This window comes from Pseudobacillus sp. FSL P4-0506 (assembly GCF_038003025.1).
Taxonomy (GTDB): Bacteria; Bacillota; Bacilli; order Bacillales; family Domibacillaceae; genus Pseudobacillus.
This window is the reverse complement of sequence record NZ_JBBOOI010000001.1, coordinates 3,404,118-3,426,448: the sequence shown is the minus strand read 5'-3', so window position 1 is coordinate 3,426,448 and position 22,331 is coordinate 3,404,118. Positions and strand designations below refer to the sequence as shown.

Below are 22,331 nucleotides of genomic sequence, written 5' to 3'. Positions count from 1 at the left end.
ATGGCATATAACTATAAATTTCAAAAGATATTGCAGTTAAGAGAACGGGAAAAAGAAGAGACACAAACTCTTTATAATGAATCGCTAAAGCAGTTCGAGGCAGCAGCTGAAAAATTATATTCTTTATTAAAAAAGAAAGAGAGCTTAATTGATTTTCAAGAAGCAAAGATGGTTAGCGGTTTCTCCATTCATGAAATTCAGCACTACCAGCTATTCGTTTCTAACCTTGAGCAAACGATTGAATACCAGCAGCGAGTAGTTATTAATGCCCGTAATAAAATGCAATGGCATGAGCAGCAGTTGCAGGAAAAAAATATAGAAGTTAAAAAGTATGAAAAGATAAAAGAAAAAGATTTTGAGAAATTTAAAGAAAGTTTGCTGGAAGAGGAAAATAAACAAATGGATGAAATTTCAACCATTCAATTCATGAACCGTGGAAAATAGGTGAGAGTCTTGGCAAAGAAAAAGAAAAAAGAATTCGTGGAAATAGAAGAAGAAAAAGGATATGGCGTATTTCAATGGATTCTTTTTGTTCTTGTGATTCCATTGCTATTCGCAATTACTGTCGCACTCATCGTTATGACAGTTGCCGGGGTGAATGTATTTGAAAAAGTAAAAGAGGTAGGGGAGCACGTTCCTCTCATTTCAAACATGATAGACGGTGGAGCAGATGATAAAGGCGGCCAAACAGATAAAGAGAAAGTCGTTTCTTTGCAAGCGGAGATAAAAAACAAAGAAGCAAAGATCGAACAGCTTGAGAAAAAGCTAAAAGCATCCGATAAGAAAGTGGAAGAGTTATTGACAGAAAAGGACCGTCTGAAGATCGAACTAGAGAAGTTAAAGAAAGAAGAAGAGTCAGCTGTTACTACTGACAAACAAGATAATAAATTAATTAACACATATGAAACAATGGCACCAAAAAACATTGCTAATATTTTAGTGAACTTGTCAGATAGGGAAGCGGTAAAAATTCTGGCAGAAATGAGCACGGAAAAGCAAGCTGATATTTTGGAAAAACTTCCTCCGGAAACAGCTGCTAAATATACGAAACTACTTTCCGGTACTTCTCAGTAAGGATAGCCGGTGATTGATTATACAAGCAGGGGGATGGCTAGAATCATGATGCAATTGGTAAACGCGCTCTCAGCACAAAAGAATATACAGAAGGCATCTGCAAGTGAGCAGGCCGCTTCAACAGGGGATTTTAAATCAATCCTTACCGGCCAGCAAGACAGTGCTGCTGTTCAGGAAGCGGCTGTTCATCCGTCACAAACGAGACTGGCTGAGGAAAAGCAACTGGCCGGAGCAGTCAGCGTAGAAGAGCTGCTAAATATACCGGAAGCTGTTAAAGCGATCGTTAAGGAATGGATGGGAGATGGAAAGCAGCCTTCCTTTGAAGAGCTTGCTGCCTTTTTGGGAATGAGCACGGAGCAGCTGCAGAAAAGCATCAAAGATTTAACTGAACAGCTCACTGCTTTGGCTGGCACGGAAAAAACAGGTGAATTTATAGAAGCATTCACGGACCCGGATGAGAATCAGTTGCAGGAAGAAACATTAGACCGACTAACTGGAGACGAGGGGATAGCTGCTTTATTGCAAGTGATTGAATTATTAGCAGCCGTTCCTGCAAAGGAATGGATAAAACTTGACGAAAAGACTGTACAAGCGGTTCTACAGACAGGAAAGCTTTGGCAGTTGATGAGCGAACAAGCCGATGGCAATTTAAAAGCTCTGTCTTCGCAGGAGGCAATGAGAGATTTTATGAAAGAGATCGTCGGCAAGTTAGACAAACTGCTGTCGCCGCAGACAGACAATCGGACCGCCATTTTGAAAAAAGCATTTCAAAACTTTTTATATTCCCCATCGACAAATACAAAAGTAATCTCCGCCAATCAAACTAGTGCTCTCCAGCAAGGAACAGCAACTGAGTTAGTGGACGGAGAAGGAGCGCAAAAAGCGCCACTTCTGTTATCAGGAAAAGAAGGAGTCAACCACATTCAGCCGTTTTTCCATCCCCTTGGCCGAACAGAAACATTTTCTATGAGTGTTCAAACCAATCCGCGGCCGATGAATATGGAACAATTTATGGAGAAGTTTTCACAAATTCTTGGGAATTCAAATTTAGCAAAGATGCCGAATGGAACAAAGCTGCTGATCAGGTTATATCCAGAACAGCTTGGCAGTCTGCGAATTGAATTGCTGCAGCAAAACGGTGTAATGACAGCTAAAATTCTCTCCTCGACGTCTACGGTGAAGGACTTATTTGAGCAGCATGTAAGCAGCTTAAAGCACGCGTTTAATCAGCAAAATATCAATGTCGATAAAATCGAGCTGACATTCAGCCAGGCAGAACCGCAGAAATTTGACCGCCAACAACAACAGCAGCAGTCCCGCCAGCCGCAGCAACAGGACCGAGAGCTAGCGGAAACGGATGACGAGCCAACGGAGAACTTTCAAGACTTATTACTGAATATGGAGGTTTAAATATCTATGGCTAAAATTGATCCAAGTTTGTATTTGGAAAATAATAGGCAGCAGCCGAAAACAGGAAACAGCTCTCTTGGAAAAGATGAATTTTTAAAGATCTTAATGACGCAGCTGCAAAACCAGGACCCGCTTAGCCCAATGGAAGATAAGGATTTTATTGCACAAATGGCGACATTCTCTTCATTGGAGCAAATGACAAATATGGCTACTTCTTTTGACCAGTTTCTGCAAATGCAGCAGGCTTCACAAATGATCAGCTATAACTCCTTTGTCGGTAAAGAGGTTACTTGGCATAAACTTGTGGAAAGTACAGATCCAGAAGCTGAACCGGAAGTGAAAACGGGAACTGGAACTATCGTTTCCATCCAGTATAAGGGCAATGGCGTTCAATTTTTAATGGCAGACGGAACCATTCTTGAGCCTGCCAATATTTCAGAAGTGAAAGGCGGAGGGGCCTCTGGCAGCAGCCATTCGCTCGTTGATGCTAGCCATTTAATTGGGCACAAAGTCACCTGGAATAAAGACGGAGTTGATCAAACGGCGACAGTGCAGTCTGTATCGATGAAGGATGGGGCGATCTGGCTCCAGCTTGATAACGGCGAGAAAGTCAGCCCATCAGCTCTTACAAAAATCGAAAAGTAAGGAATAACTTTTTCTTTAAAATTGATAAATTTCACAAAAAAGACCTAATCATACGGACCTATGAGCCGATAATAATGAGGAAGCAAAAGGATGGTCAGTCCATAGTAAATAACGAATGGGGTCTTATTAAGTAGATCCTTTCGAAAGGGGAAAATAATTCATGTTACGTTCAATGTACTCAGGAATTAGCGGAATGAAAGGTTTTCAAAATAAATTAGACGTTATTGGCAACAATATTGCCAACGTTAATACATTTGGCTTTAAAAAAGGCCGCGTTACCTTTAAGGATATGGTAAGTCAGCAGATTTCAGGGGCCAGTGCAGCCGCTGGTGGGCTAGGCGGAACAAATCCTAAACAGGTGGGTTTAGGTTCTCAAATTAGCTCAATTGATACGATTCATACACAAGGAAGCTTGCAAACTACTGCAAGACCATTAGATCTTGGTATTTCTGGAGATGGGTTTTTTGTTCTCAAAAAGGGAAATGACACAGTATATACTCGGTCAGGAAACTTTTACCTCGATGCAACAGGAAATGTAGTGAACAGTGACGGATACTATTTACAAGGAGCGGGAGGCAATATAAATATACCTTCTACTGCTGAAAGCTTCAGTATCGGGGCAGATGGAAGTATTTCAGTTGTAGGGGGGAATGCAACTGGCGGAGCCATACAGTTAGCAAAATTCCCAAACCCTGATGGTTTAGAAAAAGTAGGAAGTAACTTGTACCGGGTTTCTAACAACTCTGGAGCGGCAACAAATTCTGCTCCAGGTTCAGGAGGAGCAGGTAAACTTGTATCGGGAACGCTAGAGATGTCCAACGTTGATCTCTCTGAAGAGTTCACAGAAATGATCGTCGCTCAGCGCGGGTTCCAGGCAAATACACGCATCATTACTACCTCTGATGAAATTTTGCAAGAGCTTGTCAATTTAAAACGATAATAGTTGGCAACTTGTTTAACAGAGGGGGAAGACGATGCTTCGGTCGATGTATGCGGGAATTAGCGGGATGAAAAACTTCCAAACCAAGCTGGATGTAATTGGGAATAATATAGCGAATGTTAATACATTTGGTTTTAAAAAAGGAAGAACAACATTTAAAGATATGGTAAATCAACAAATAGCAGGTGCCAGCGCGCCAGGAGCTTCTATAGGTGGTGCTAATCCAAAACAAATAGGCTTAGGATCACAATTATCAACTATAGATACCATTCATACGCAAGGAAGTTTGCAAACAACCGGAAGAGTATTAGATCTTGCTATTTCAGGTGATGGTTTCTTTATGACAGGTAACAAGGACAGCAGTGGAAAAATAGTTAACCAGAGATATACTAGAAACGGTAATTTTTATCTTGATAAAAATGGGGAAGTAGTAAATAGTGAAGGGGACTTTTTAGTAAAGGCTATTCCAGATCCTAATGATCCGTTTAAAGCTATTCTTTTTATCCCTATAACTATTCCACCAACTGCAAAAAGTTTCGGTATAGGAAGTGACGGCCTCATCAGTTATGTTGATTCTTCAGGAAATATTTTTAAAGAGGGATGGGTACCATTAGCTAAATTCACAAATCCAGACGGATTGCAAAAAAGTGGTTCTAATTCATTTGTAGAAACAGCTAATTCAGGAGAACCAATTTATAACTATGCAGGGCAGGGAGGAGCCGGCACAATTGTCCCCGGAACATTAGAAATGTCCAACGTCGACCTTTCCGAAGAGTTCACAGAAATGATCGTCGCTCAGCGCGGGTTCCAGGCAAATACTCGTATTATTACAACGTCGGATGAAATTCTTCAGGAACTTGTGAACTTGAAGCGGTAATAACTCATTTGTAAATGAAGGAGGTGTCAGGGTTGGAGCTGCCGCTTCAGCCCTGAAAATCTATTGATCAGTGTAACGAGATTAAATGGCAAGTCTTTTTCGCTAAATGCCCTTTATATTGAAACAATTGAGAGTTTTCCAGATACAACTATTACTCTTTCAAATGGGAAAAAGTATCTTGTACGCGAGTCGGAGGACGAAGTTAGGAAGCGGATGGAGGAGTTTTATCGCCGGGTGCACATATTGGGGAAAATGGAACAGGGAGAGATGAAAGATGGAGACTGAAGCAAAGGCTGGAAAGGGCAATAATAAGCTGCTAACAGTCATGATTGTAATGCTGACGGTTATTTTGTTGATCGGCACAGCAGCCATTGTTATTATTTTAAAGTCTTCTAAAGAAGGCAAGGCCGAAGCGCCAAGCATTGATGAAGTTATTGAATCAACTGTAGATATTCCAGAGATGACGACGAATCTTGCCTCAGATGATTATATTCGTATTTCTTTTAAAATCCAGACAGATAGCAAGGAAGCGAAAGAGGAAATGACTAAACGCGATTTCCAAGCGAAGAACATTATTATCGAGCAGCTTTCTGAAATGAAATCCCAGGATTTAAAAGGAAAAAAAGGCAAGGAACAATTGACAAATCGGCTGAAAGATCAGTTTAATGAAATTATGCAGGATGGAAAAGTGCTTGACGTTTACATCACCTCTTATATTATCCAGTAATACACGACAATTTATTTAACGGAGGTGACTTCATGGCGGGAGAGGTTTTATCGCAAAATGAAATTGATGCCCTGCTGTCCGCTCTTTCTACCGGAGAGATGGACGCTGATGAACTGAAGAAAGAAGAACAGGAAAAGAGAGTCAAAGTTTATGACTTTAAAAGGGCTCTTCGTTTTTCAAAAGATCAGATTCGTAGTTTAACACGGATGCACGATAACTTTGCTCGTATTTTAACAACTTTTTTTTCGGCTCAACTGCGGACATTCGTACAGATTTCAGTCGCATCAACGGATCAAATTCCTTATGAAGAATTTATTCGCTCGATCCCAAATATGACGGTGTTAAATGTATTTGAAGTACCGCCGCTCGACGGTCACGTGCTGATGGAGGTAAACCCTAATATTGCATATGCAGTTTTGGACAGGCTGCTCGGCGGTCGCGGGGCAAGCGTGAATAATGTCGAGGGATTGACAGAAATAGAAACGAAAATTATGTCTAGCGTATTTGAACGAGCATTTGAGAATTACCGCGAGGCTTGGTCAAATGTGGCGGACATCGATCCGCTTATGACAAATTTTGAGGTAAATCCTCAATTTTTGCAGATGGTGTCTCCGAATGAAACAGTAGTTGTGATATCATTAGATACAACAATTGGCGAAACAACAGGGATGATAAATATTTGTATTCCTCACGTTGTTCTGGAGCCGGTTATCCCAAAACTTTCTGTTCATTACTGGATGCAGAATCCAGATAAAAAGGAAAGACAACCAGGCGAGTTTGAAAACTTACAAAAACGAATTAAAAAAGCAGAGGTTCCAGTTGTGTCTGAGCTTGGCGGAACAAGCATTACGATAGAGGACTTTTTGGCTCTTTCTGTCGGAGACGTGATCGAGTTGGAAAAGCGCATTGATGAGCCTTTGCTCGTAAAAGTTAGCGGCATTCCGAAATTCACCGCACAAGCTGGAAAAGTAAAGAAAAAAATGGCAATTCAAATTCTTGACGATTTCAAGAGGGGAGATGAGGATCATGGGTGATGGCATGCTTTCTCAAGAGGAAATAGACGCCTTGTTAAAAGGCACAGCAGATGTAAATGAAGAAAGCGAAGAAATAACAGAACCGGCTGCGGCAGATACAGAAGTGTATGTAGACTCTTTTGAGCAGGATACCCTCGGCGAAATCGGTAACATCTCATTTGGAAGTTCGGCTACAGCGCTTTCTAGCTTATTAAATCAAAAGGTGGAAATTACGACTCCAACAGTTAGCGTAATTGATCGTCAAAATTTAAAAGATGAGTTTCCGCATCCTTATGTAGCGATTGAAGTGGAATACACAGAAGGGTTCAAAGGAGCGACCAACCTCCTTGTCATTAAGCAGACAGATGCGGCAATTATTGCTGACCTAATGCTGGGAGGAGATGGAAGAAACCCTGACGAAAACTTAGGCGAAATTCAATTGAGCGCGGTGCAGGAAGCGATGAACCAAATGATGGGATCGGCTGCCACGTCCATGTCGACCATTTTCAATAAGCGTGTAGATATTTCTCCACCTGCTATTGCTTTAATGGATCTTAATTTGGGAAAAGGAGAAGAGGCGTTGAAACAGCAAGAGCTGCTTGTGCGCATTTCTTTTCGCTTAACTATTGGTGATCTCATTGATTCTAATATCATGCAGCTTGTTCCATTAGAGTTTGCTAAAGACCTTGTTCATGAATTAATGAATCCTTCTGATGAAACTGCGGCAACTGCGACTGTTGAAGCACCTCCTGTTCAGCCTGAGCCCATTCAAACAGCAGAAAAAGCTGAACAGACAACGGCTTACAGTGCGCCTGTTCCATCCCAAGACAGACAACAAGCCGTTCAATCAAATAGACAAGCGCCGAATACTACTGTTCAACAGCCGCCTGTCAACGTTCAACCTGCTTCATTCACTTCATTTGAACCGGCTTCACTTCAAGAGCATGAAGCACGTAATTTAAATATGCTGTTAGATATCCCATTGCAAGTTACTGTGGAGTTGGGTCGAACAAACCGATCGGTAAAAGATATCCTGGATTTGTCTGCCGGCTCTATTATTGAATTGGATAAATTGGCAGGGGAACCTGTCGATATTCTCGTTAACAGCCGCTTAATAGCTAAAGGTGAAGTAGTCGTAATTGAAGAAAATTTCGGCGTTCGGATTACAGATATTTTAAGTCAGAGCGACCGTTTGAAAAATTTAAATTAATTTATTCTGGGGGTTAGTGACAATGGGAAATCGTATTTTAGTTGTAGATGATGCGGCATTTATGCGCATGATGATTAAAGACATTCTAACTAAAAATGGCTTTGAAGTAGTTGGAGAAGCATCCGATGGAGCACAGGCTGTTGAAAAATATAAAGAACTGAAGCCTGATTTAGTAACAATGGACATTACCATGCCCGAGAAAGATGGCATTTCCGCATTAAAAGAAATTAAGGCTGATGATCCAAATGCCAGAATTATTATGTGTTCTGCGATGGGACAGCAGTCAATGGTTATCGATGCGATTCAGGCAGGCGCAAAAGACTTTATCGTAAAGCCATTCCAGCCGGATCGTGTCATCGAGGCAATTTCCAAAACATTAGCATAAGCTTAAGAAGGTGCGTCAGTTGATTAAACAACTTTTTAAGCCTTTCGCTTTCATCCTCTTCAGTATGGCTCTGTTTGCAGGCAATGTTTCTGTTGCGCAAGCAGAGCCATTTGACAATAATGTGAAAGACTGTTTAGAAAGCCCTAAGAAATGTGGGCAAGAAACAGGAAAAACGAAGGAGGAAAAGCAGGGCAGCCAAACTCAACAGCTAGAAGCAGAAAAAACAGTCGGTGTAACGATTTGGGACTTTCTAAAAATGATCGGAGCACTTATTTTTGTTTTGGCTCTTATTTATTTTTTGCTTCGCTTCATCAATCAAAAAAGCCGCTCTTACCAGCAGACCAAGTTAATTCATCATTTAGGAGGTACTCCGCTCGGGGGAAACCGCTCAGTTCAGATGGTGAAAGTTGGCGACCGGATTCTCATTCTTGGAGTCGGTGAAAATATTGAATTGCTTAAAGAAATCGATGATGAAGAGGAACTCGCCCGTTTTATTGATCATTATGATAATCAGATGGACCAGCTGCTTCAGCCTCAGGATATCATGACAAAAATGATCGGTAAGTGGAAGGGGAAAGAACCATCAAAAAGCGAGAAGCAGGATCCTTTTAAACAAATGTTTGAGAGTAAATTAAGTGAGATGAAACAATCGCGCAAGCAAGTCATCTCCAAAATGAACAACAGGGAGAAGAGTCAAGATGAATGAGTTTATGGAGTTTTTTAACAATAGTTCTCCTGATAATGTATCTACTTCAGTAAAGCTTTTCCTGCTGCTCACTGTGTTATCGCTCGCGCCGAGCATTTTGATTTTAATGACTTGTTTTACACGCATCATTATCGTGTTGTCCTTCGTAAGATCCGCACTCGCGACTCAGCAAATGCCGCCGACACAAGTTTTAATCGGGCTTGCTTTATTCTTAACTTTCTTTATTATGGCGCCTGTATTTCAACAAATAAATGATGAAGCCCTCACGCCATTATTTAATGAAGAAATTAATCTTGAGCAGGCATATGACAAGGCAAGCGTCCCGTTAAAAGATTTTATGAGTGAACATACGAGGCAGAAAGACTTAGAGCTGTTTTTAAATTACTCAGGGGCTGAGCGTCCAAAAACGGTTGAAGACATTCCGCTAACTTCGCTCGTTCCGGCGTTCGCTTTAAGTGAAATCAAAACAGCGTTTCAAATTGGCTTTATGATTTTTATTCCTTTTCTCGTTATTGATATGGTGGTAGCCAGTATTTTAATGTCAATGGGGATGATGATGCTTCCGCCAGTTATGATATCTCTTCCTTTTAAAATCTTGCTGTTCGTTCTTGTAGATGGCTGGTATTTAGTCATTGAATCTTTGCTGAAAAGCTTTTAAGTAGGTGGAATAAATGAATTCTGAAATGGTGATCTCTCTAGCTGAAAAGGGTGTTTACACGACAATCATTGTGTGTGGTCCCCTTCTTTTGATCGCTCTTGTCGTTGGTCTTGCAGTCAGTATTTTTCAGGCAACGACGCAAATTCAAGAGCAGACACTCGCCTTCATTCCGAAGATTGTTGCTGTCCTCGTCGGGTTGATTTTCTTTGGACCGTGGATGCTGAGTAAAATGCTTTCTTATACAATTGATATATTTGCGAATTTAACAAGATTTGTAGGTTGATTGAATGGAAGAAATAGTGCCTGATTTTTCTGTCTTATTATTAATTATCGTCCGCGTTTCTACTTTTTTTATAACAGTGCCGTTACTTTCCCACAGGTCCATACCGGCGATGCATCGGATTGGGCTCGCCGTTATGCTTTCCTGGACAATGTACTACACGATAGATGTGAGTCCTCTTGAAATCGATGGCCGCTACTTCTTATTAATTTTAAAAGAAGCGCTTGTCGGTCTCCTTTTGGGGTTATCTGCTTATATGATGATAGCCGCTATACAAATTGCCGGAGGGCTAATCGACTTTCAGATGGGTTTTGCTATCGCTAATGTCATCGATCCGCAAACTGGGGCGCAGAGTCCGCTAATGGGACAATACCTTTACATGTTTGCGCTGCTATTACTGTTGTCACTGAATGGCCATCATCTAATATTGGATGGTATCTTTTACAGCTATCAGTATGTCCCTTTAGACCAGCTTTCACTGCATTTTGGCAATGGGAGCCTCGCTGGATATATGAGCCGGGCTTTTAGTTCTATGTTTTTGGTTGCTTTTCAAATGGCTATGCCGGTCGTTGCTACCTTATTCTTAGTGGATGTGGCTTTAGGGATCGTAGCAAGGACTGTTCCGCAGCTTAATATCTTTGTAGTCGGTTTTCCAATTAAAATCGGTGCAGCATTTATCGTTATGACGGTGGTCATTGGAATGATGTTTACAGTACTCCAAAAGCTGTTTGAACTTATGATTTATACAATGCGTGACGTAATGACATTATTAGGAGGGGCATAAATTGGAACATTTGCAGTTGGACCTCCAATTTTTTGCCGGAGAAAAAACCGAAAAAGCTACGCCGAAAAAAAAGCAGGACTCTCGTAAAAAAGGCCAAGTTGCGAAAAGCCAGGATGTAACTACAGCCGTCAGCCTGTTATCATTGTTTGGTTTTCTGTTTGTAGGAGCTTCCTTTATAGGGAAAGAAATTCTTCATTTATTTCAACATTCACTGCAGTATTATTTGATCATGCCGGTCACCGAAGCTAACTTGAAAGTAATTGTTCTTGAGATTATGCAACAGCTCATCTATATACTTGGGCCGGTTATGCTGGTGGCTCTTCTGGCAGGAGTGGCAGCGAATTATTTGCAAGTGGGCTTTTTACTGACGGGAGAGCCTTTGAAGCCTAAGTTAGAAAAATTGGACCCGATCAAAGGGTTTAAACGAATTTTTGCTGTTAGGGCGCTCGTGGAACTACTAAAGTCCATGTTGAAAATTTCATTTGTCGGAGCCGTTACCTTTTTTATTCTTTGGTCCAATATTGAAGAGGTATTGAAGCTTTCCTTTAAGTCAATTGCCGATGCATTAAGGACAATCGGAATGCTGACGCTACAAATGGGAGCAGCTGCTTCTGCCGCCCTTCTTTTTCTAGCCCTGCTCGATTTTTTATATCAGAAATATGATTTTGAAAAGAGTATTCGCATGTCGAAGCAAGATATCAAAGATGAATATAAAAATATAGAGGGCGATCCACTCATCAAATCAAAAATTAAGCAGCGCCAGCGGGAAATGGCGATGAGCCGGATGATGCAAGAAGTACCGCAGGCCGATGTGGTCATTACAAACCCGACCCATTATGCTATCGCTCTAAAATATGATGAAAAGCAGGCGGATGCTCCTGTGGTTGTAGCAAAGGGAGTGGATTACCTTGCCCAGAAGATTAAATATATTGCTGGTGAGAATGAAATTGAATTAGTTGAAAACCGGCCGCTGGCAAGAGCGCTTTATGATCAGGCAGAAGTTGGCCAGCCAATTCCGGAAGAGTTCTTTAAAGCGGTAGCTGAAATTTTAGCTTATGTATACCGGATAAAAAATAAATTGTAAGTTTGTTGTTAGGAGAGAGAGAAATGAAAGCAAGAGACGTCTCCGTATTGTTAAGTGTAATTCTAATAGTGGCTATGCTAATCATTCCGCTGCCGTCGTGGCTGCTGAGTGTGTTAATTATTATAAATATTTCTCTCGCGCTTTTGGTTCTGCTAATTTCAATGAACATGAGAGAAGCACTGGAGTTCTCTGTATTTCCATCCTTACTCCTATTATTAACGCTATTTCGGCTCGGGCTAAATGTTTCGACGACGCGTTCGATCTTAAGTAAAGGTGAGGCAGGCGGCGTAGTTGAGACGTTTGGAACGTTTGTTGTCGGTGGGAATATCGTTGTCGGGATGGTTGTTTTCCTTATTTTAATTATTATTCAGTTTATTGTTATTACCAAGGGGTCGGAGCGTGTGTCTGAAGTAGCTGCTCGTTTTACGCTTGATGCGATGCCAGGAAAACAAATGAGTATTGACGCCGATTTGAATGCCGGGATGATCTCTGAACAGGAAGCGAGAGAGCGGCGGGAAAAGGTAAGCCGTGAATCAGACTTTTACGGAGCAATGGACGGGGCGACTAAGTTTGTCAAAGGAGATGCCATTGCCGGTATTATTATCGTTATCATCAATCTGATTTTTGGGATGATCGTCGGTGTGGTTCAGCAAGGCCTTCCAGCGGCTGAAGCAGCTGCTCGTTATTCTTTGCTCACAGTCGGCGATGGAATTGTCTCTCAGGTTCCCGCTCTTTTGATTTCGACTGCAACGGGGATTGTTGTAACCCGTGCAGCTTCCACAGGCAATCTGGGAGAAGATATCATGTCTCAGCTTCTGGCTTTTCCGATGATGCTTTATGTGGCAGGCGGGACCATCTTTTTGCTCGGTATTGCTACCCCGATTAACGATGTACTAACCATACCGATTGCTGGAGCGCTGGCTTTGGGTGGTTATATGCTTGGGCGTACACCGGAAAAAGAAGAGATCGACATGTTCGAGGCAGAAGAAGAAATGGAGACGGAGGAATTGAAAAAGCCGGAAAGTGTCGTGAATTTATTAAATATTGATCCGATTGAATTTGAGTTTGGCTATGGCCTGATTCCGCTGGCGGACGCAAGTCAGGGAGGAGATTTACTAGATCGGGTCGTCATGATCCGTCGTCAGCTTGCTATTGAGCTTGGCCTTGTCATTCCAGTTGTCCGTATTCGAGACAATATTCAGCTTCAGCCGAATGAATACCGAATTAAAATAAAAGGAAGCGTTATGGCTTCTGGCGAATTGCTGCTCGATCATTATCTTGCCATGAGTCCGGGAGAAGACGACGATACAATTGAGGGGATTGACACAATTGAACCGTCTTTTGGATTGCCAGCGAAATGGATTACGGAGGAAATGAAAGAGCAGGCTGAAATTTTAGGGTATACGGTTGTTGATCCTCCGAGTGTTGTTTCAACTCATTTAACAGAGGTAATTAAAACGAACGCTCATGAGCTGCTTGGCCGTCAGGAAACACAGCAGCTTATTGATCATTTGAAAGAGACTTATCCAATTTTAGTAGAGGAAGTCACTCCAAATCCTTTGACAGTGGGAGAAGTTCAAAAAGTATTGGCCAAGTTATTGAAAGAAAATATTTCTATAAGAAATTTGCCGGTTATTTTTGAAACACTAGCTGACTTTGGCAAGATGACCTCCGATACGGATTTGCTGACAGAGTATGTTCGTCAGTCATTAGCAAGACAAATTACCGGCCAATACGCTGAGGCGGGAGAACCTTTACGAGTTATTACGCTGTCAGGCCAAGTTGAAAAACGGGTAGCGGACAGCGTGCAGCAGACAGAGCATGGAAACTTTTTGTCACTTGATCCGATGGATTCACAGCGCATCTTGGAAGCGATGGCTGCTCAGGTGGAACAAGTTTCTTTTATGCAGCAGGCGCCGATTATTCTATGCTCACCTGCCATCCGGATGTATATTAGGCAGCTTGCTGAGAGGTATTTTCCACAGCTGCCAATTTTATCTTACAATGAACTCGAGCCTAGCGTCGAAGTTCAAAGTGTAGGGGTGGTGAATCTAGATTGAAAGTAAAAAAGTATACAGCTGCATCTATGCCGGAAGCAATGAAAAAGATTCGTGCGGAGCTTGGAGAGCAAGCTGTCATTTTGCAATCAAAAACAGTATATACCGGGGGTTTTTTAGGTTTATTTAAAAAAAAGCTAATTGAAGTGGTAGCGGCCATTGACCCAAACCCGATGCACGAAGCAGTCCGTCCAAAAGAACTGGACCTCTCTAATTCCCGTCAAAGTCGGCCCTCTCCTTCATTGTCGGTAGAGAAAAACAGTGAGGAGTCTTTAAAAAAGGAACTAAATGAATTAAAGGAGATAGTCAAGCAATTTTCAAAGGTGGATCAGCTATCGCTCGACACTTACCCTGAGGAGTTAAAGCTGCCTATTATAAAGTTAAAGAAGCAAGAGGTGGCAGATGATTTAATTAAAGAATTAAAGCAGTTTCTCTTAGAGAAGTGGAAAGAGGAAAAGGGACAAGTCAATGAGGAAATGGCTGACCAATGGAGCAGAGGATGGTTGATAGAGAAAATCGAACCATTGCAAGCGGACCAGCTACTGCTCTCCAAAAAGTTTATTAATGTTATTGGACCAACTGGAGTAGGCAAGACAACTACCCTGGCAAAAATGGCTGCTGAAAGTGTATTGGAGAAAAATCTTAAGACCGCTTTTATTACTACTGATACGTATAGAATTGCAGCAATTGAGCAGTTGAAAACATATGCAGATTTACTGAAGGTACCGGTAGAAGTGGCCTATAAGCCGGCTGATATGAAGCGGGCAATTGAACGATTTAAAGATTACGATGTCGTTTATATCGACACAGCCGGGCGCAATTACTTGGAGGAACAGTTTGTGAATGAATTGAAAGCAATGGTTCCTTTTGAAAAGATGAAAAATTATTTAGTGCTGTCCCTTACTGCTAAAGAGCGGGACATCCATGCGGTAATTGATCAATTTTCAACTGTCCCGGTTCATCAGTTTATTTTCACAAAGATGGATGAAACAACGAGCCGAGGAACGATTGTAAATATGATGTGCCAATATAATAAGGGAGTGGCTTTTTTAGCGAATGGGCAAAATGTACCAGATGATCTAATTCAACCTGATTCGAAGGAAATGGCTGATATTATTTTGGGTGATCATCTATGACAAATAATGACCAAGCAGCGTCACTGCGGAAAAGGCTGAATCGCCTTGCGGGGAAACAAGCAAAAACTCTCGCTGTAGTGAGTGGAAAAGGCGGGGTTGGAAAATCAAATATTTCATTAAATTTTGCTATTAATCTAACCCAAAATGGGAAAAAAGTGCTAATATTTGATATGGATATCGGTATGGGGAACATTCATGTGTTAACAGGGCAGACGGCAGAGCACTCTATTGCTGATTTTTTTGAGAAAAATCTCTCGCTCGCTGACTTAGTGTATAGAGATAAGGAAGGTGTTTCCTACATTCTAGGCGGTTCGGGGCTGAACCAATTAATAGAATGGAACAGCAGCCATCTGAGCCGGTGGTTGGATGATATAGAGGAGCTTCAGCATCAATATGATTATTTATTGTTTGATATGGGGGCGGGAGCGACAAAGGAGACACTTAATATTCTCATGTCAGTAGACGATATTATTGTTGTAACCACTCCCGAGCCAACCTCTATAACAGATGCGTATTCCATGATGAAATATATTCACTTTCAAGGTGGAGAAAACGCCTTTTATCTTTTGTGTAATCGGGCCGATTCAGAGAGAGAAGGACAGGAAGCTATAAAGCGGCTCCAGCAAGCTGTCCGCAAGTTTTTAGGTAAATCAAGTTTTGAGCTTGGGGTATTGCAGGAGAGCACAGCTGTGAAAAAAGCTGTGAGCGCTCAGACTCCATTTTTGATTGCTTATCCAAATGCAAAGATATCCCGGGCGTTACGAGAAGCCGTAAGACTGTATAAAGAGGGATATGGGTATTCACCAGATCATTCAGAATCAGACAGCTTTATATTCAAGCTTCGTCACTTCTTTGTGAAAGGCAGGCACTAGTAATGAGAGAAAAAAAAGTCGTTGTGGTTGATGACTCTGCATTTATGAGAAAACTAGTTACCGAGTTTTTGTCTTCACATCCGGAACTAGAAGTTGTAGCGACCGCCCGCAATGGCAAAGACGCTATCGAGAAGATTAAACAGTTTAAGCCGGCCGTTATTACGATGGATGTAGAAATGCCCGAAATGGACGGGCTTGATGCCCTCGGATACATTATGGAACATATGCCCACTCCAATTGTTATGTTATCCAGTTTAACAGGGGCTGGCGCAGAAACGACATTTCAAGCAATGGAAAAAGGCGCAGTTGATTTTGTCAGAAAGCCTTCGGGAACCATTTCACTTGACCTCCATAAAATTAAAGATGAACTAATAGAAAAAGTACTCGCTGCCAGTAAAGCTAATCTGCGGCCTATGATTCCCACTGCTCAAGCGGCTCCTCCCAAACCGGCAAGAGTAGAACAACCACCGGGGAAGAGAGAAGTAAGGGTTAGCAGTAGGAATACAAGAAAGCCGAAAAATAGCCAGAGCATTGTTGTTATTGGCACTTCAACAGGGGGGCCGAGAGCTCTTCAAAAAGTGCTGACGAAACTACCAAAAGATTTGAAGGCACCAGTACTTATTGTCCAGCATATGCCGCCAGGATTTACAAAATCACTGGCTCAAAGATTAGATTCTTTATCTGCCATCCATGTCAAAGAAGCTGAGGATGGGGAAACTCTTCAAAAGGGAACCGCTTATATTTGCCCGGGAAGCTATCATTTAAAGATAAAAGAAAATGGGGCGCTGCTCGCCATAGATCTTGATCAATCGCCTCCAGTTAACGGACACCGTCCGGCGGTGGATGTCATGTTTGAATCTGTCAGTGAAGCAACGGGCTTTGATAAAGTAGCAGTGATTATGACTGGAATGGGAGCAGATGGGGCAAATGGACTAATCAAATTAAAAGAAACAGGGAATGTACAGGCCATTGCAGAGTCTGAGGAGTCGTGTGTAGTATTCGGAATGCCACGAGCCGCTATTGCCACTCGTCTAATCGATTGCACGGTTTCTGTAGAACATATCGCTGAAAAAATTTTAGAGTATATAGGATAGAAAGGGTGAGCGGCTGATGGAAGTGAATCAATATTTAGAAGTTTTTATTGATGAAAGCAAAGAGCATTTGCAGGCAATCAATGAAAACTTGTTAGAGCTGGAAAAAAATCCCGAGGATCTTGCAATTGTCAATGAGATTTTCCGGTCTGCCCATACATTAAAAGGAATGTCTGCTACGATGGGATATGAAGATCTGGCTAATTTAACACATAAAATGGAAAATGTTCTTGATGCCATCCGCAATCATAAACTGAAAGTTACAGCTGATATTTTGGACGTGGTCTTCGCTTCGATTGATGATCTGGAAGCAATGGTCCAAGACATTGCGGCCGGCGGTGCAGGGAAGCGGGATGTATCCGATATTGTTGATAAGCTGTTGAAAATTGAAAATGGCGAAATGGTGAGTGAAACAGCTTCTTCTGTACAAATAGAGGCTTCTCCTTCTGTCAGTCCTTCTTCAACTATCAAGTATGATGAATTTGAATACACGGTCATTCAACAGTCAAAAGAGCAAGGTTTTACTTGCTTCGAGATAGCCATTGAATTACGCAGCGACTGCGTATTGAAAGCAGCGCGTGTATTTATGGTATTTGAAGTATTAGAAAAGTGCGGAGAAGTGATTAAGTCAACTCCTTCTACGGAAGAACTGGAAGCAGAACAGTTTGATGAACGCTTTGTAGTTACTCTTATTACTCAAGAGTCTTCTGATGATATCGAAAGTAAGGTGAAAAAGGTATCAGAGGTTGAGCGCGTAACCGTTTCGGAATTTATTGTACCATCAACAGAAATTGAAGAAGCGACAAAAGAAGTAGCAGCTGCAGTTGTACCAGATTCACCAGCTCCTCCTCAGGAAAAAACAGAAAAGAAAGAGGAGCCGAAATCTAGTAATAAGCAACAATCTGTATCTAATAAAACCATTCGCGTCAATATTGAACGGCTTGATATTTTAATGAATCTTTTTGAAGAGCTCGTTATTGACCGGGGAAGACTAGAGCAAATCTCAGGCGAACTAAATAATCCTGAGCTGAATGAAACCGTTGAAAGAATGGCAAGAATCTCGGGGGACCTGCAAACTATTATTCTTAATATGCGGATGGTGCCGGTAGAGACCGTATTTAATCGCTTTCCAAGAATGGTACGTCAGTTAGCCCGTGACTTAAATAAAAAAATCAACTTAGAGATCATCGGTGCTGAAACGGAGCTGGATCGGACAGTAATCGATGAGATCGGCGACCCGCTCGTTCATTTGATTCGTAATGCACTTGACCATGGAGTGGAAACACCTGAAGAACGCAGAGCCAAGGGGAAACCTGAAGAGGGAACTGTTAAGCTAAAAGCTTATCATAGCGGAAATCACGTGTTTATCGAAATTGAAGATGATGGAGCAGGCATTAATAAGGAAAAAGTACTTAATAAGGCACTGTCAAAAGGCATAGTAACAGAAGAACAAGTAGCCTCTATGACAGATAATCAAATTTATGAGCTGATCTTAGCTTCAGGATTTTCTACTGCTGATACGATATCTGATATTTCTGGCCGCGGGGTCGGCTTGGATGTAGTAAAAACAACGATTGAATCTCTCGGAGGTTCCATCAGTATTGAGGCAACCGAGGGAGCGGGCTCAGTATTTCTTATTCAATTGCCATTAACGCTATCAATTATTTCGGTCATGTTAGTGGAAGTGGAAAAAGAAAAATATGCTATTCCTTTATCATCTATTATTGAGACAGCCATCGTGAAAAAAGAAGATGTCTTAAATGCTCATACACAACAAGTCATTGATTTCCGCGGGAAGATTGTCCCGCTTGTCTTCCTCGAAAAAATATTCGAAGTGCCAAGAGAAAGCAAGGAAGATGAGTTTTATTCCATTGTAATCGTGCGCAAAGGGGATAAAATGGCAGGATTAGTCGTAGACTCCTTCATCGGTCAGCAAGAAGTTGTGTTAAAATCACTTGGCAATTATTTATCAAATGTGTTTGCTATCTCAGGTGCTACCATTCTCGGAGATGGTCAAGTAGCTTTGATTGTAGACTGCAATGCCCTGATCAAATAATAGGCAGAGGGGAAAAGGAGGGAAAACCTATGAGTGAAATCACAGCTCCGTCAATGATTAAAGTGATTGCTTTCCAATTAATGGATAAAGAATATGCATTTCCTGTTCACCAAGTTCAGGGGATTGAAAAGTTGATTCACATAACGCGTGTGCCGGGAACGGTTTCTTTTATTAAAGGTGTGATCAATCTAAGGGGAGTGGTTACTCCAATTATTGATCTGCGTAATCGCTTTAGTCTGCCGGAAAAAGAGTACGATGAGCAGACCAGAATTATTATTGCGGCGTCTGATGATATTGAAGTCGGTTTAGTGGTAGATAGCGCCAATGATGTTCTTGATATTCCAAAAAGCATCATTGAACCTCAACCAGACATCGTCGGTGCCGTAGAAGCGGAATATATTACAGGCGTGGCTAAACTAGAAAAGAGACTGCTTATCTTATTAAATTTAGAAAGAGTTTTTAAATAATAGGGGCATATGGCCATGAATTATATCGAAAAGATTAATACGACCCATTTAGATATTTTAAAAGAATTCGGCAATATTGGTGCCGGACATGCAGCTACTGCTCTTTCTACTTTACTGAACAAACAAATTGATATGAAAGTGCCTAGTGCCCGTATCGTTTCATTTAACGATATGATGGAGATGGCGGGCGGTGCAGAAGAGGAAGTAGTGAGTGTGAGTCTTAGGATTGAAGGAGAAGTTACAGGGAATATGTTCTTTGTTCTTTCCTTAAGGCAAGCGGAAAGCTTTATTAGCAATATGACCGGGGACAGAGCTTTTTCTTTTAAGGAAGCGGGAGAGAAAAGTATCGGTCTCTCTGCCATGCAGGAACTTGGAAACATTTTATCAGGCTCTTACTTATCAGCCCTTGGGGACTTTACTCGCTTACAGATTTATCCTTCCGTTCCAGAACTGGCCATAGATATGTTTGGCGCTATTATTAGCTATGGATTGGTCGAGTCTTCTCAATATGGGGATTATGCGATTGTTATTGAAACAATATTAAAGGAAGTCCAGGCAGGATATACAGACGAAATGAAAGGGCATTTCTTTCTGCTTCCTGATCCTTTATCGTTTGGTCCAATTTTTGAGGCCCTTGGAGTCGGGTTAAATGAGTAGTATTGGACAAATCGTAAAAGTAGGGATTGCTGATTTAAATATTGTTCGTCCACCAAATGCCATTCGCACATCGGGGCTAGGATCTTGCGTTGGAGTGGTGATTTATGATGACCGGACATCTGTCGCTGGGATGGTACATGTTATGCTGCCAGACTCATCGCTTGCCAAAAATGGCCATATGAATAAAGCTAAATATGCAGATACAGGCATCAATGAATTGGTCGCTCTATTAAAAGCTGAAGGCGCACAAGTCTACAGATTGAAAGCAAAGATTGCTGGTGGCGCTCAAATGTTTCAATTTAGTTCGCAAAACAGCTCATTCAAAATTGGACCTAGGAATGTTGCAGCTGTGAAGCAAGTACTAGAGGCCCATCATATACCGCTCATAGCGGAAGACACAGGTGGAAACAGCGGCCGTACAATAGAATTTGATCCGCATACTTGCGATCTTCATATAAGAACAGTTAATAAAGGCAATCACATAATATAAAGGGGACATACAAGTGTCCCTTTCGTTATGTAACGAAGTTTACCGTTGAAGCATCAAACAATTTTTAAAAGATAAAACGCTTAAAGAGAACAGAGTAGAGAAGTGTAAATAGAAGATTATAGAGAAAGTAAATGGGTTATTGTTAGAGTGATGGAATAATATACATATTTTCCCTTTGTCGTATTTTGAAAATTTATTTGCGTTTTGGCGGTATTTTCTAATAAAATGTGGAAGATAAAGAATAAATTAGCCTGACCGTTTTTTTCAGAAAAACTTCTCTGAGAGGTCAATCCGAGGAGGAGAAACGTCAAATATGGCCAAACAGAACAGATATGATGAACAAAAGTTGTGGGCTGCCTGGAAAGAGTCAGAGGATCCAGAGGCAGGCAATCTGCTTGTAGAAAAGTACATGCCACTTGTATCCTTTCATTCTCAACGGATATCAGCAAGCTTGCCGAAAAGCGTCAATAAAGAAGATATTAAAAGTCTTGGATTGATGGGTTTGTACGATGCGTTGAAAAAATTTGATCCAACCCGCGATTTAAAGTTTGATACGTATGCTTCTTTTCGCATTCGTGGAGCGATTTTGGATGGGCTTCGAAAGGAAGACTGGCTCCCGAGAGGAACGAGAGAAAGGGCAAAAAAGATTGAAGCAAAGATTGAGGAATTGGAACAAAAATACCTTCGAAAAATCACCGCAGCGGAAGTTGCAGAACAACTTGACATTTCGGAAGAAGAAGTTCATCAGACGATGACGGAGCATTTATTTTCCAATGTCCTATCGATGGACGAACAAGTACATGATAATGAAGATTCGGAAGGAAAGAGATTTGTATTAAAAGACGAGAAGGCAGATCTGCCGGAAGATGTTCTTGTGAAGGGTGAGCTGATTCAGGAGTTGACGGAGGAAGTTTCTAAGCTGTCTGAGAAAGAACAGCTCGTGCTCAGCTTATTCTATCATGAAGAGCTGACTTTAACTGAGATCGGTGAGGTAATGAATCTTTCGACTTCAAGAATCTCCCAAATTCATTCAAAAGCATTGTTTAAGCTGAAAAATCAGCTTGTAAAAATCAACGGATCGGTACATTAAGAAAAAGTTTCATCTTTAAGGAGATCTAATGGCTACTCTATTTATTTTTATTTCATTTATACTTAATGCTGTTGCTCTATTGGCAATTATTTTATTGTTTACAAGACAAAATCGTCTGTATGAAGTAAAGAGACAACAGGAGAAGCTAGTGGCGGATATGGAAGAAATGATGGCTGCTTACTTGCTGGAAATGAAAGAAGAGAATGAGAGGTTTATTAAAGAGTTTTCATCTCATCCTACAGCGGAAGATACTTTTTCAATAAGAACACCTTCTCCGCCAAAAGCTGCCAGCGAACAGACTTCTGCGGACAACATACAGGCGGATTCGCTAACTATCTCTGCTCCTTCTATGCAACGGGTGCGGGCTGCTCAGGTATATAATGTAACAAATAAAACACCAAATGAAGATGGAAAAGAACAAATAAAAGAAAATATCGCGTTGCCGGACGAGCAGAAGGCATCAGAGGATATTTTCTCATTGAATGAGCAGGGACTTAGCATAGGAGAGATCGCTAAAAAATTAAATAAAGGAAAGACGGAAGTAGAATTAGCATTGAAATTTGCTAAGACCGGTAAAAATAGTTGATTGCATTGCCTGGCTATGGTATAGTTACTAACGGTG

At 41.4% G+C, this 22,331-nt stretch carries 26 protein-coding genes; all 26 read left to right on the top strand.

The window, feature by feature from the left end; all coding sequences use genetic code 11:
* On the top strand, positions 1–444 hold the full coding sequence (gene fliJ / locus MKZ02_RS16950) for a flagellar export protein FliJ (RefSeq protein WP_120037239.1): 444 nt from the start codon (positions 1–3) through the stop codon (positions 442–444).
* A 9-nt stretch (positions 445–453) separates the two neighbouring features.
* Positions 454–1,074, top strand: coding sequence for a MotE family protein (locus MKZ02_RS16945; RefSeq protein WP_340854688.1), 621 nt, complete (start codon positions 454–456; stop codon positions 1,072–1,074).
* A 45-nt stretch (positions 1,075–1,119) separates the two neighbouring features.
* Positions 1,120–2,484 carry a flagellar hook-length control protein FliK gene (locus tag MKZ02_RS16940; protein ID WP_340854687.1) on the top strand — a complete coding sequence of 455 codons (1,365 nt, stop codon included), beginning with the start codon at positions 1,120–1,122 and terminating at the stop codon, positions 2,482–2,484.
* 6 nt (positions 2,485–2,490) lie between these two features.
* On the top strand, positions 2,491–3,129 hold the full coding sequence (flgD, locus tag MKZ02_RS16935) for a flagellar hook assembly protein FlgD (protein ID WP_120037246.1): 639 nt from the start codon (positions 2,491–2,493) through the stop codon (positions 3,127–3,129).
* A gap of 160 nt (positions 3,130–3,289) precedes the next feature.
* A complete protein-coding gene (gene flgG / locus MKZ02_RS16930) occupies positions 3,290–4,069 on the top strand; it encodes a flagellar basal body rod protein FlgG (protein ID WP_120037248.1) in 780 nt (259 codons plus the stop codon).
* Between the two features lie 34 nt (positions 4,070–4,103).
* On the top strand, positions 4,104–4,946 hold the full coding sequence (gene flgG / locus MKZ02_RS16925; protein ID WP_340854683.1) for a flagellar basal body rod protein FlgG: 843 nt from the start codon (positions 4,104–4,106) through the stop codon (positions 4,944–4,946).
* A gap of 63 nt (positions 4,947–5,009) precedes the next feature.
* Entirely contained in the window at positions 5,010–5,231 is a 222-nt protein-coding gene (locus MKZ02_RS16920; RefSeq protein ID WP_340854681.1) for a flagellar FlbD family protein, read from the top strand.
* Positions 5,221–5,673, top strand: coding sequence for a flagellar basal body-associated protein FliL (gene fliL, locus MKZ02_RS16915; protein WP_120037253.1), 453 nt, complete (start codon positions 5,221–5,223; stop codon positions 5,671–5,673). Before MKZ02_RS16920 ends, fliL begins: the two co-directional genes overlap by 11 nt.
* 32 nt (positions 5,674–5,705) lie before the next feature.
* Positions 5,706–6,707 carry a flagellar motor switch protein FliM gene (fliM, locus tag MKZ02_RS16910; RefSeq protein WP_120037255.1) on the top strand — a complete coding sequence of 334 codons (1,002 nt, stop codon included), beginning with the start codon at positions 5,706–5,708 and terminating at the stop codon, positions 6,705–6,707.
* The gene (fliY, locus tag MKZ02_RS16905) at positions 6,700–7,896 is read left to right on the top strand and encodes a flagellar motor switch phosphatase FliY (protein ID WP_340854678.1); all 1,197 of its coding nucleotides are present in this window, start codon (positions 6,700–6,702) and stop codon (positions 7,894–7,896) included. Before fliM ends, fliY begins: the two co-directional genes overlap by 8 nt.
* A gap of 22 nt (positions 7,897–7,918) precedes the next feature.
* Positions 7,919–8,281 carry a response regulator gene (locus tag MKZ02_RS16900; RefSeq protein WP_041099994.1) on the top strand — a complete coding sequence of 121 codons (363 nt, stop codon included), beginning with the start codon at positions 7,919–7,921 and terminating at the stop codon, positions 8,279–8,281.
* A 19-nt stretch (positions 8,282–8,300) separates the two neighbouring features.
* Positions 8,301–8,987 (top strand): flagellar biosynthetic protein FliO, encoded by a 687-nt coding sequence (locus MKZ02_RS16895; protein ID WP_120037258.1) that lies wholly within the window; start codon positions 8,301–8,303, stop codon positions 8,985–8,987.
* Positions 8,980–9,645, top strand: a complete 666-nt coding sequence (fliP, locus tag MKZ02_RS16890; RefSeq protein ID WP_120037260.1) for a flagellar type III secretion system pore protein FliP — start codon at positions 8,980–8,982, stop codon at positions 9,643–9,645. Before MKZ02_RS16895 ends, fliP begins: the two co-directional genes overlap by 8 nt.
* Before the next feature lie 13 nt (positions 9,646–9,658).
* The gene (gene fliQ, locus MKZ02_RS16885; RefSeq protein WP_120037261.1) at positions 9,659–9,928 is read left to right on the top strand and encodes a flagellar biosynthesis protein FliQ; all 270 of its coding nucleotides are present in this window, start codon (positions 9,659–9,661) and stop codon (positions 9,926–9,928) included.
* 4 nt (positions 9,929–9,932) lie between these two features.
* The gene (gene fliR / locus MKZ02_RS16880; RefSeq protein ID WP_120037263.1) at positions 9,933–10,709 is read left to right on the top strand and encodes a flagellar biosynthetic protein FliR; all 777 of its coding nucleotides are present in this window, start codon (positions 9,933–9,935) and stop codon (positions 10,707–10,709) included.
* A gap of 1 nt (position 10,710) precedes the next feature.
* Positions 10,711–11,793 (top strand): flagellar biosynthesis protein FlhB, encoded by a 1,083-nt coding sequence (flhB, locus tag MKZ02_RS16875; RefSeq protein WP_120037265.1) that lies wholly within the window; start codon positions 10,711–10,713, stop codon positions 11,791–11,793.
* Between the two features lie 23 nt (positions 11,794–11,816).
* Positions 11,817–13,853, top strand: coding sequence for a flagellar biosynthesis protein FlhA (flhA, locus tag MKZ02_RS16870; RefSeq protein ID WP_340854671.1), 2,037 nt, complete (start codon positions 11,817–11,819; stop codon positions 13,851–13,853).
* Positions 13,850–14,986, top strand: coding sequence for a flagellar biosynthesis protein FlhF (gene flhF, locus MKZ02_RS16865; RefSeq protein WP_340854669.1), 1,137 nt, complete (start codon positions 13,850–13,852; stop codon positions 14,984–14,986). Before flhA ends, flhF begins: the two co-directional genes overlap by 4 nt.
* Positions 14,983–15,858, top strand: a complete 876-nt coding sequence (locus MKZ02_RS16860; RefSeq protein ID WP_120037272.1) for a MinD/ParA family protein — start codon at positions 14,983–14,985, stop codon at positions 15,856–15,858. The genes flhF and MKZ02_RS16860 overlap by 4 nt, the downstream gene beginning before the upstream one ends.
* 2 nt (positions 15,859–15,860) lie before the next feature.
* The gene (locus MKZ02_RS16855) at positions 15,861–16,952 is read left to right on the top strand and encodes a protein-glutamate methylesterase/protein-glutamine glutaminase (RefSeq protein WP_340854667.1); all 1,092 of its coding nucleotides are present in this window, start codon (positions 15,861–15,863) and stop codon (positions 16,950–16,952) included.
* A 16-nt stretch (positions 16,953–16,968) separates the two neighbouring features.
* Positions 16,969–19,005 carry a chemotaxis protein CheA gene (locus tag MKZ02_RS16850; protein WP_120037274.1) on the top strand — a complete coding sequence of 679 codons (2,037 nt, stop codon included), beginning with the start codon at positions 16,969–16,971 and terminating at the stop codon, positions 19,003–19,005.
* 29 nt (positions 19,006–19,034) lie between these two features.
* Positions 19,035–19,472, top strand: coding sequence for a chemotaxis protein CheW (locus tag MKZ02_RS16845; RefSeq protein WP_120037276.1), 438 nt, complete (start codon positions 19,035–19,037; stop codon positions 19,470–19,472).
* Positions 19,473–19,487: 15 nt separating this feature from the next.
* Complete coding sequence (locus tag MKZ02_RS16840) at positions 19,488–20,129, top strand: chemotaxis protein CheC (RefSeq protein WP_120037278.1); 642 nt, start codon at positions 19,488–19,490, stop codon at positions 20,127–20,129.
* Positions 20,122–20,619, top strand: coding sequence for a chemotaxis protein CheD (locus tag MKZ02_RS16835; protein ID WP_120037280.1), 498 nt, complete (start codon positions 20,122–20,124; stop codon positions 20,617–20,619). Before MKZ02_RS16840 ends, MKZ02_RS16835 begins: the two co-directional genes overlap by 8 nt.
* Positions 20,620–20,932: 313 nt before the next feature.
* Positions 20,933–21,709 (top strand): FliA/WhiG family RNA polymerase sigma factor, encoded by a 777-nt coding sequence (locus tag MKZ02_RS16830; RefSeq protein WP_120037282.1) that lies wholly within the window; start codon positions 20,933–20,935, stop codon positions 21,707–21,709.
* A 28-nt stretch (positions 21,710–21,737) separates the two neighbouring features.
* Positions 21,738–22,295, top strand: coding sequence for a hypothetical protein (locus MKZ02_RS16825; RefSeq protein WP_340854664.1), 558 nt, complete (start codon positions 21,738–21,740; stop codon positions 22,293–22,295).
* Positions 22,296–22,331: the final 36 nt, after the last annotated feature.

Bases quoted from the DNA above. Each gene is read 5' to 3' on its own strand.
- fliJ (WP_120037239.1), top strand. From the start codon at position 1: ATGGCATATAACTATAAATTTCAAAAGATATTGCAGTTAAGAGAACGG.
- MKZ02_RS16940 (WP_340854687.1), top strand. From the start codon at position 1,120: ATGATGCAATTGGTAAACGCGCTCTCAGCACAAAAGAATATACAGAAG.
- flgD (WP_120037246.1), top strand. From the start codon at position 2,491: ATGGCTAAAATTGATCCAAGTTTGTATTTGGAAAATAATAGGCAGCAG.
- flgG (WP_120037248.1), top strand. From the start codon at position 3,290: ATGTTACGTTCAATGTACTCAGGAATTAGCGGAATGAAAGGTTTTCAA.
- flgG (WP_340854683.1), top strand. From the start codon at position 4,104: ATGCTTCGGTCGATGTATGCGGGAATTAGCGGGATGAAAAACTTCCAA.
- fliL (WP_120037253.1), top strand. From the start codon at position 5,221: ATGGAGACTGAAGCAAAGGCTGGAAAGGGCAATAATAAGCTGCTAACA.
- fliM (WP_120037255.1), top strand. From the start codon at position 5,706: ATGGCGGGAGAGGTTTTATCGCAAAATGAAATTGATGCCCTGCTGTCC.
- fliY (WP_340854678.1), top strand. From the start codon at position 6,700: ATGGGTGATGGCATGCTTTCTCAAGAGGAAATAGACGCCTTGTTAAAA.
- MKZ02_RS16900 (WP_041099994.1), top strand. From the start codon at position 7,919: ATGGGAAATCGTATTTTAGTTGTAGATGATGCGGCATTTATGCGCATG.
- fliP (WP_120037260.1), top strand. From the start codon at position 8,980: ATGAATGAGTTTATGGAGTTTTTTAACAATAGTTCTCCTGATAATGTA.
- fliQ (WP_120037261.1), top strand. From the start codon at position 9,659: ATGAATTCTGAAATGGTGATCTCTCTAGCTGAAAAGGGTGTTTACACG.
- fliR (WP_120037263.1), top strand. From the start codon at position 9,933: ATGGAAGAAATAGTGCCTGATTTTTCTGTCTTATTATTAATTATCGTC.
- flhA (WP_340854671.1), top strand. From the start codon at position 11,817: ATGAAAGCAAGAGACGTCTCCGTATTGTTAAGTGTAATTCTAATAGTG.
- MKZ02_RS16860 (WP_120037272.1), top strand. From the start codon at position 14,983: ATGACAAATAATGACCAAGCAGCGTCACTGCGGAAAAGGCTGAATCGC.
- MKZ02_RS16855 (WP_340854667.1), top strand. From the start codon at position 15,861: ATGAGAGAAAAAAAAGTCGTTGTGGTTGATGACTCTGCATTTATGAGA.
- MKZ02_RS16850 (WP_120037274.1), top strand. From the start codon at position 16,969: ATGGAAGTGAATCAATATTTAGAAGTTTTTATTGATGAAAGCAAAGAG.
- MKZ02_RS16845 (WP_120037276.1), top strand. From the start codon at position 19,035: ATGAGTGAAATCACAGCTCCGTCAATGATTAAAGTGATTGCTTTCCAA.
- MKZ02_RS16840 (WP_120037278.1), top strand. From the start codon at position 19,488: ATGAATTATATCGAAAAGATTAATACGACCCATTTAGATATTTTAAAA.
- MKZ02_RS16835 (WP_120037280.1), top strand. From the start codon at position 20,122: ATGAGTAGTATTGGACAAATCGTAAAAGTAGGGATTGCTGATTTAAAT.
- MKZ02_RS16830 (WP_120037282.1), top strand. From the start codon at position 20,933: ATGGCCAAACAGAACAGATATGATGAACAAAAGTTGTGGGCTGCCTGG.
- MKZ02_RS16825 (WP_340854664.1), top strand. From the start codon at position 21,738: ATGGCTACTCTATTTATTTTTATTTCATTTATACTTAATGCTGTTGCT.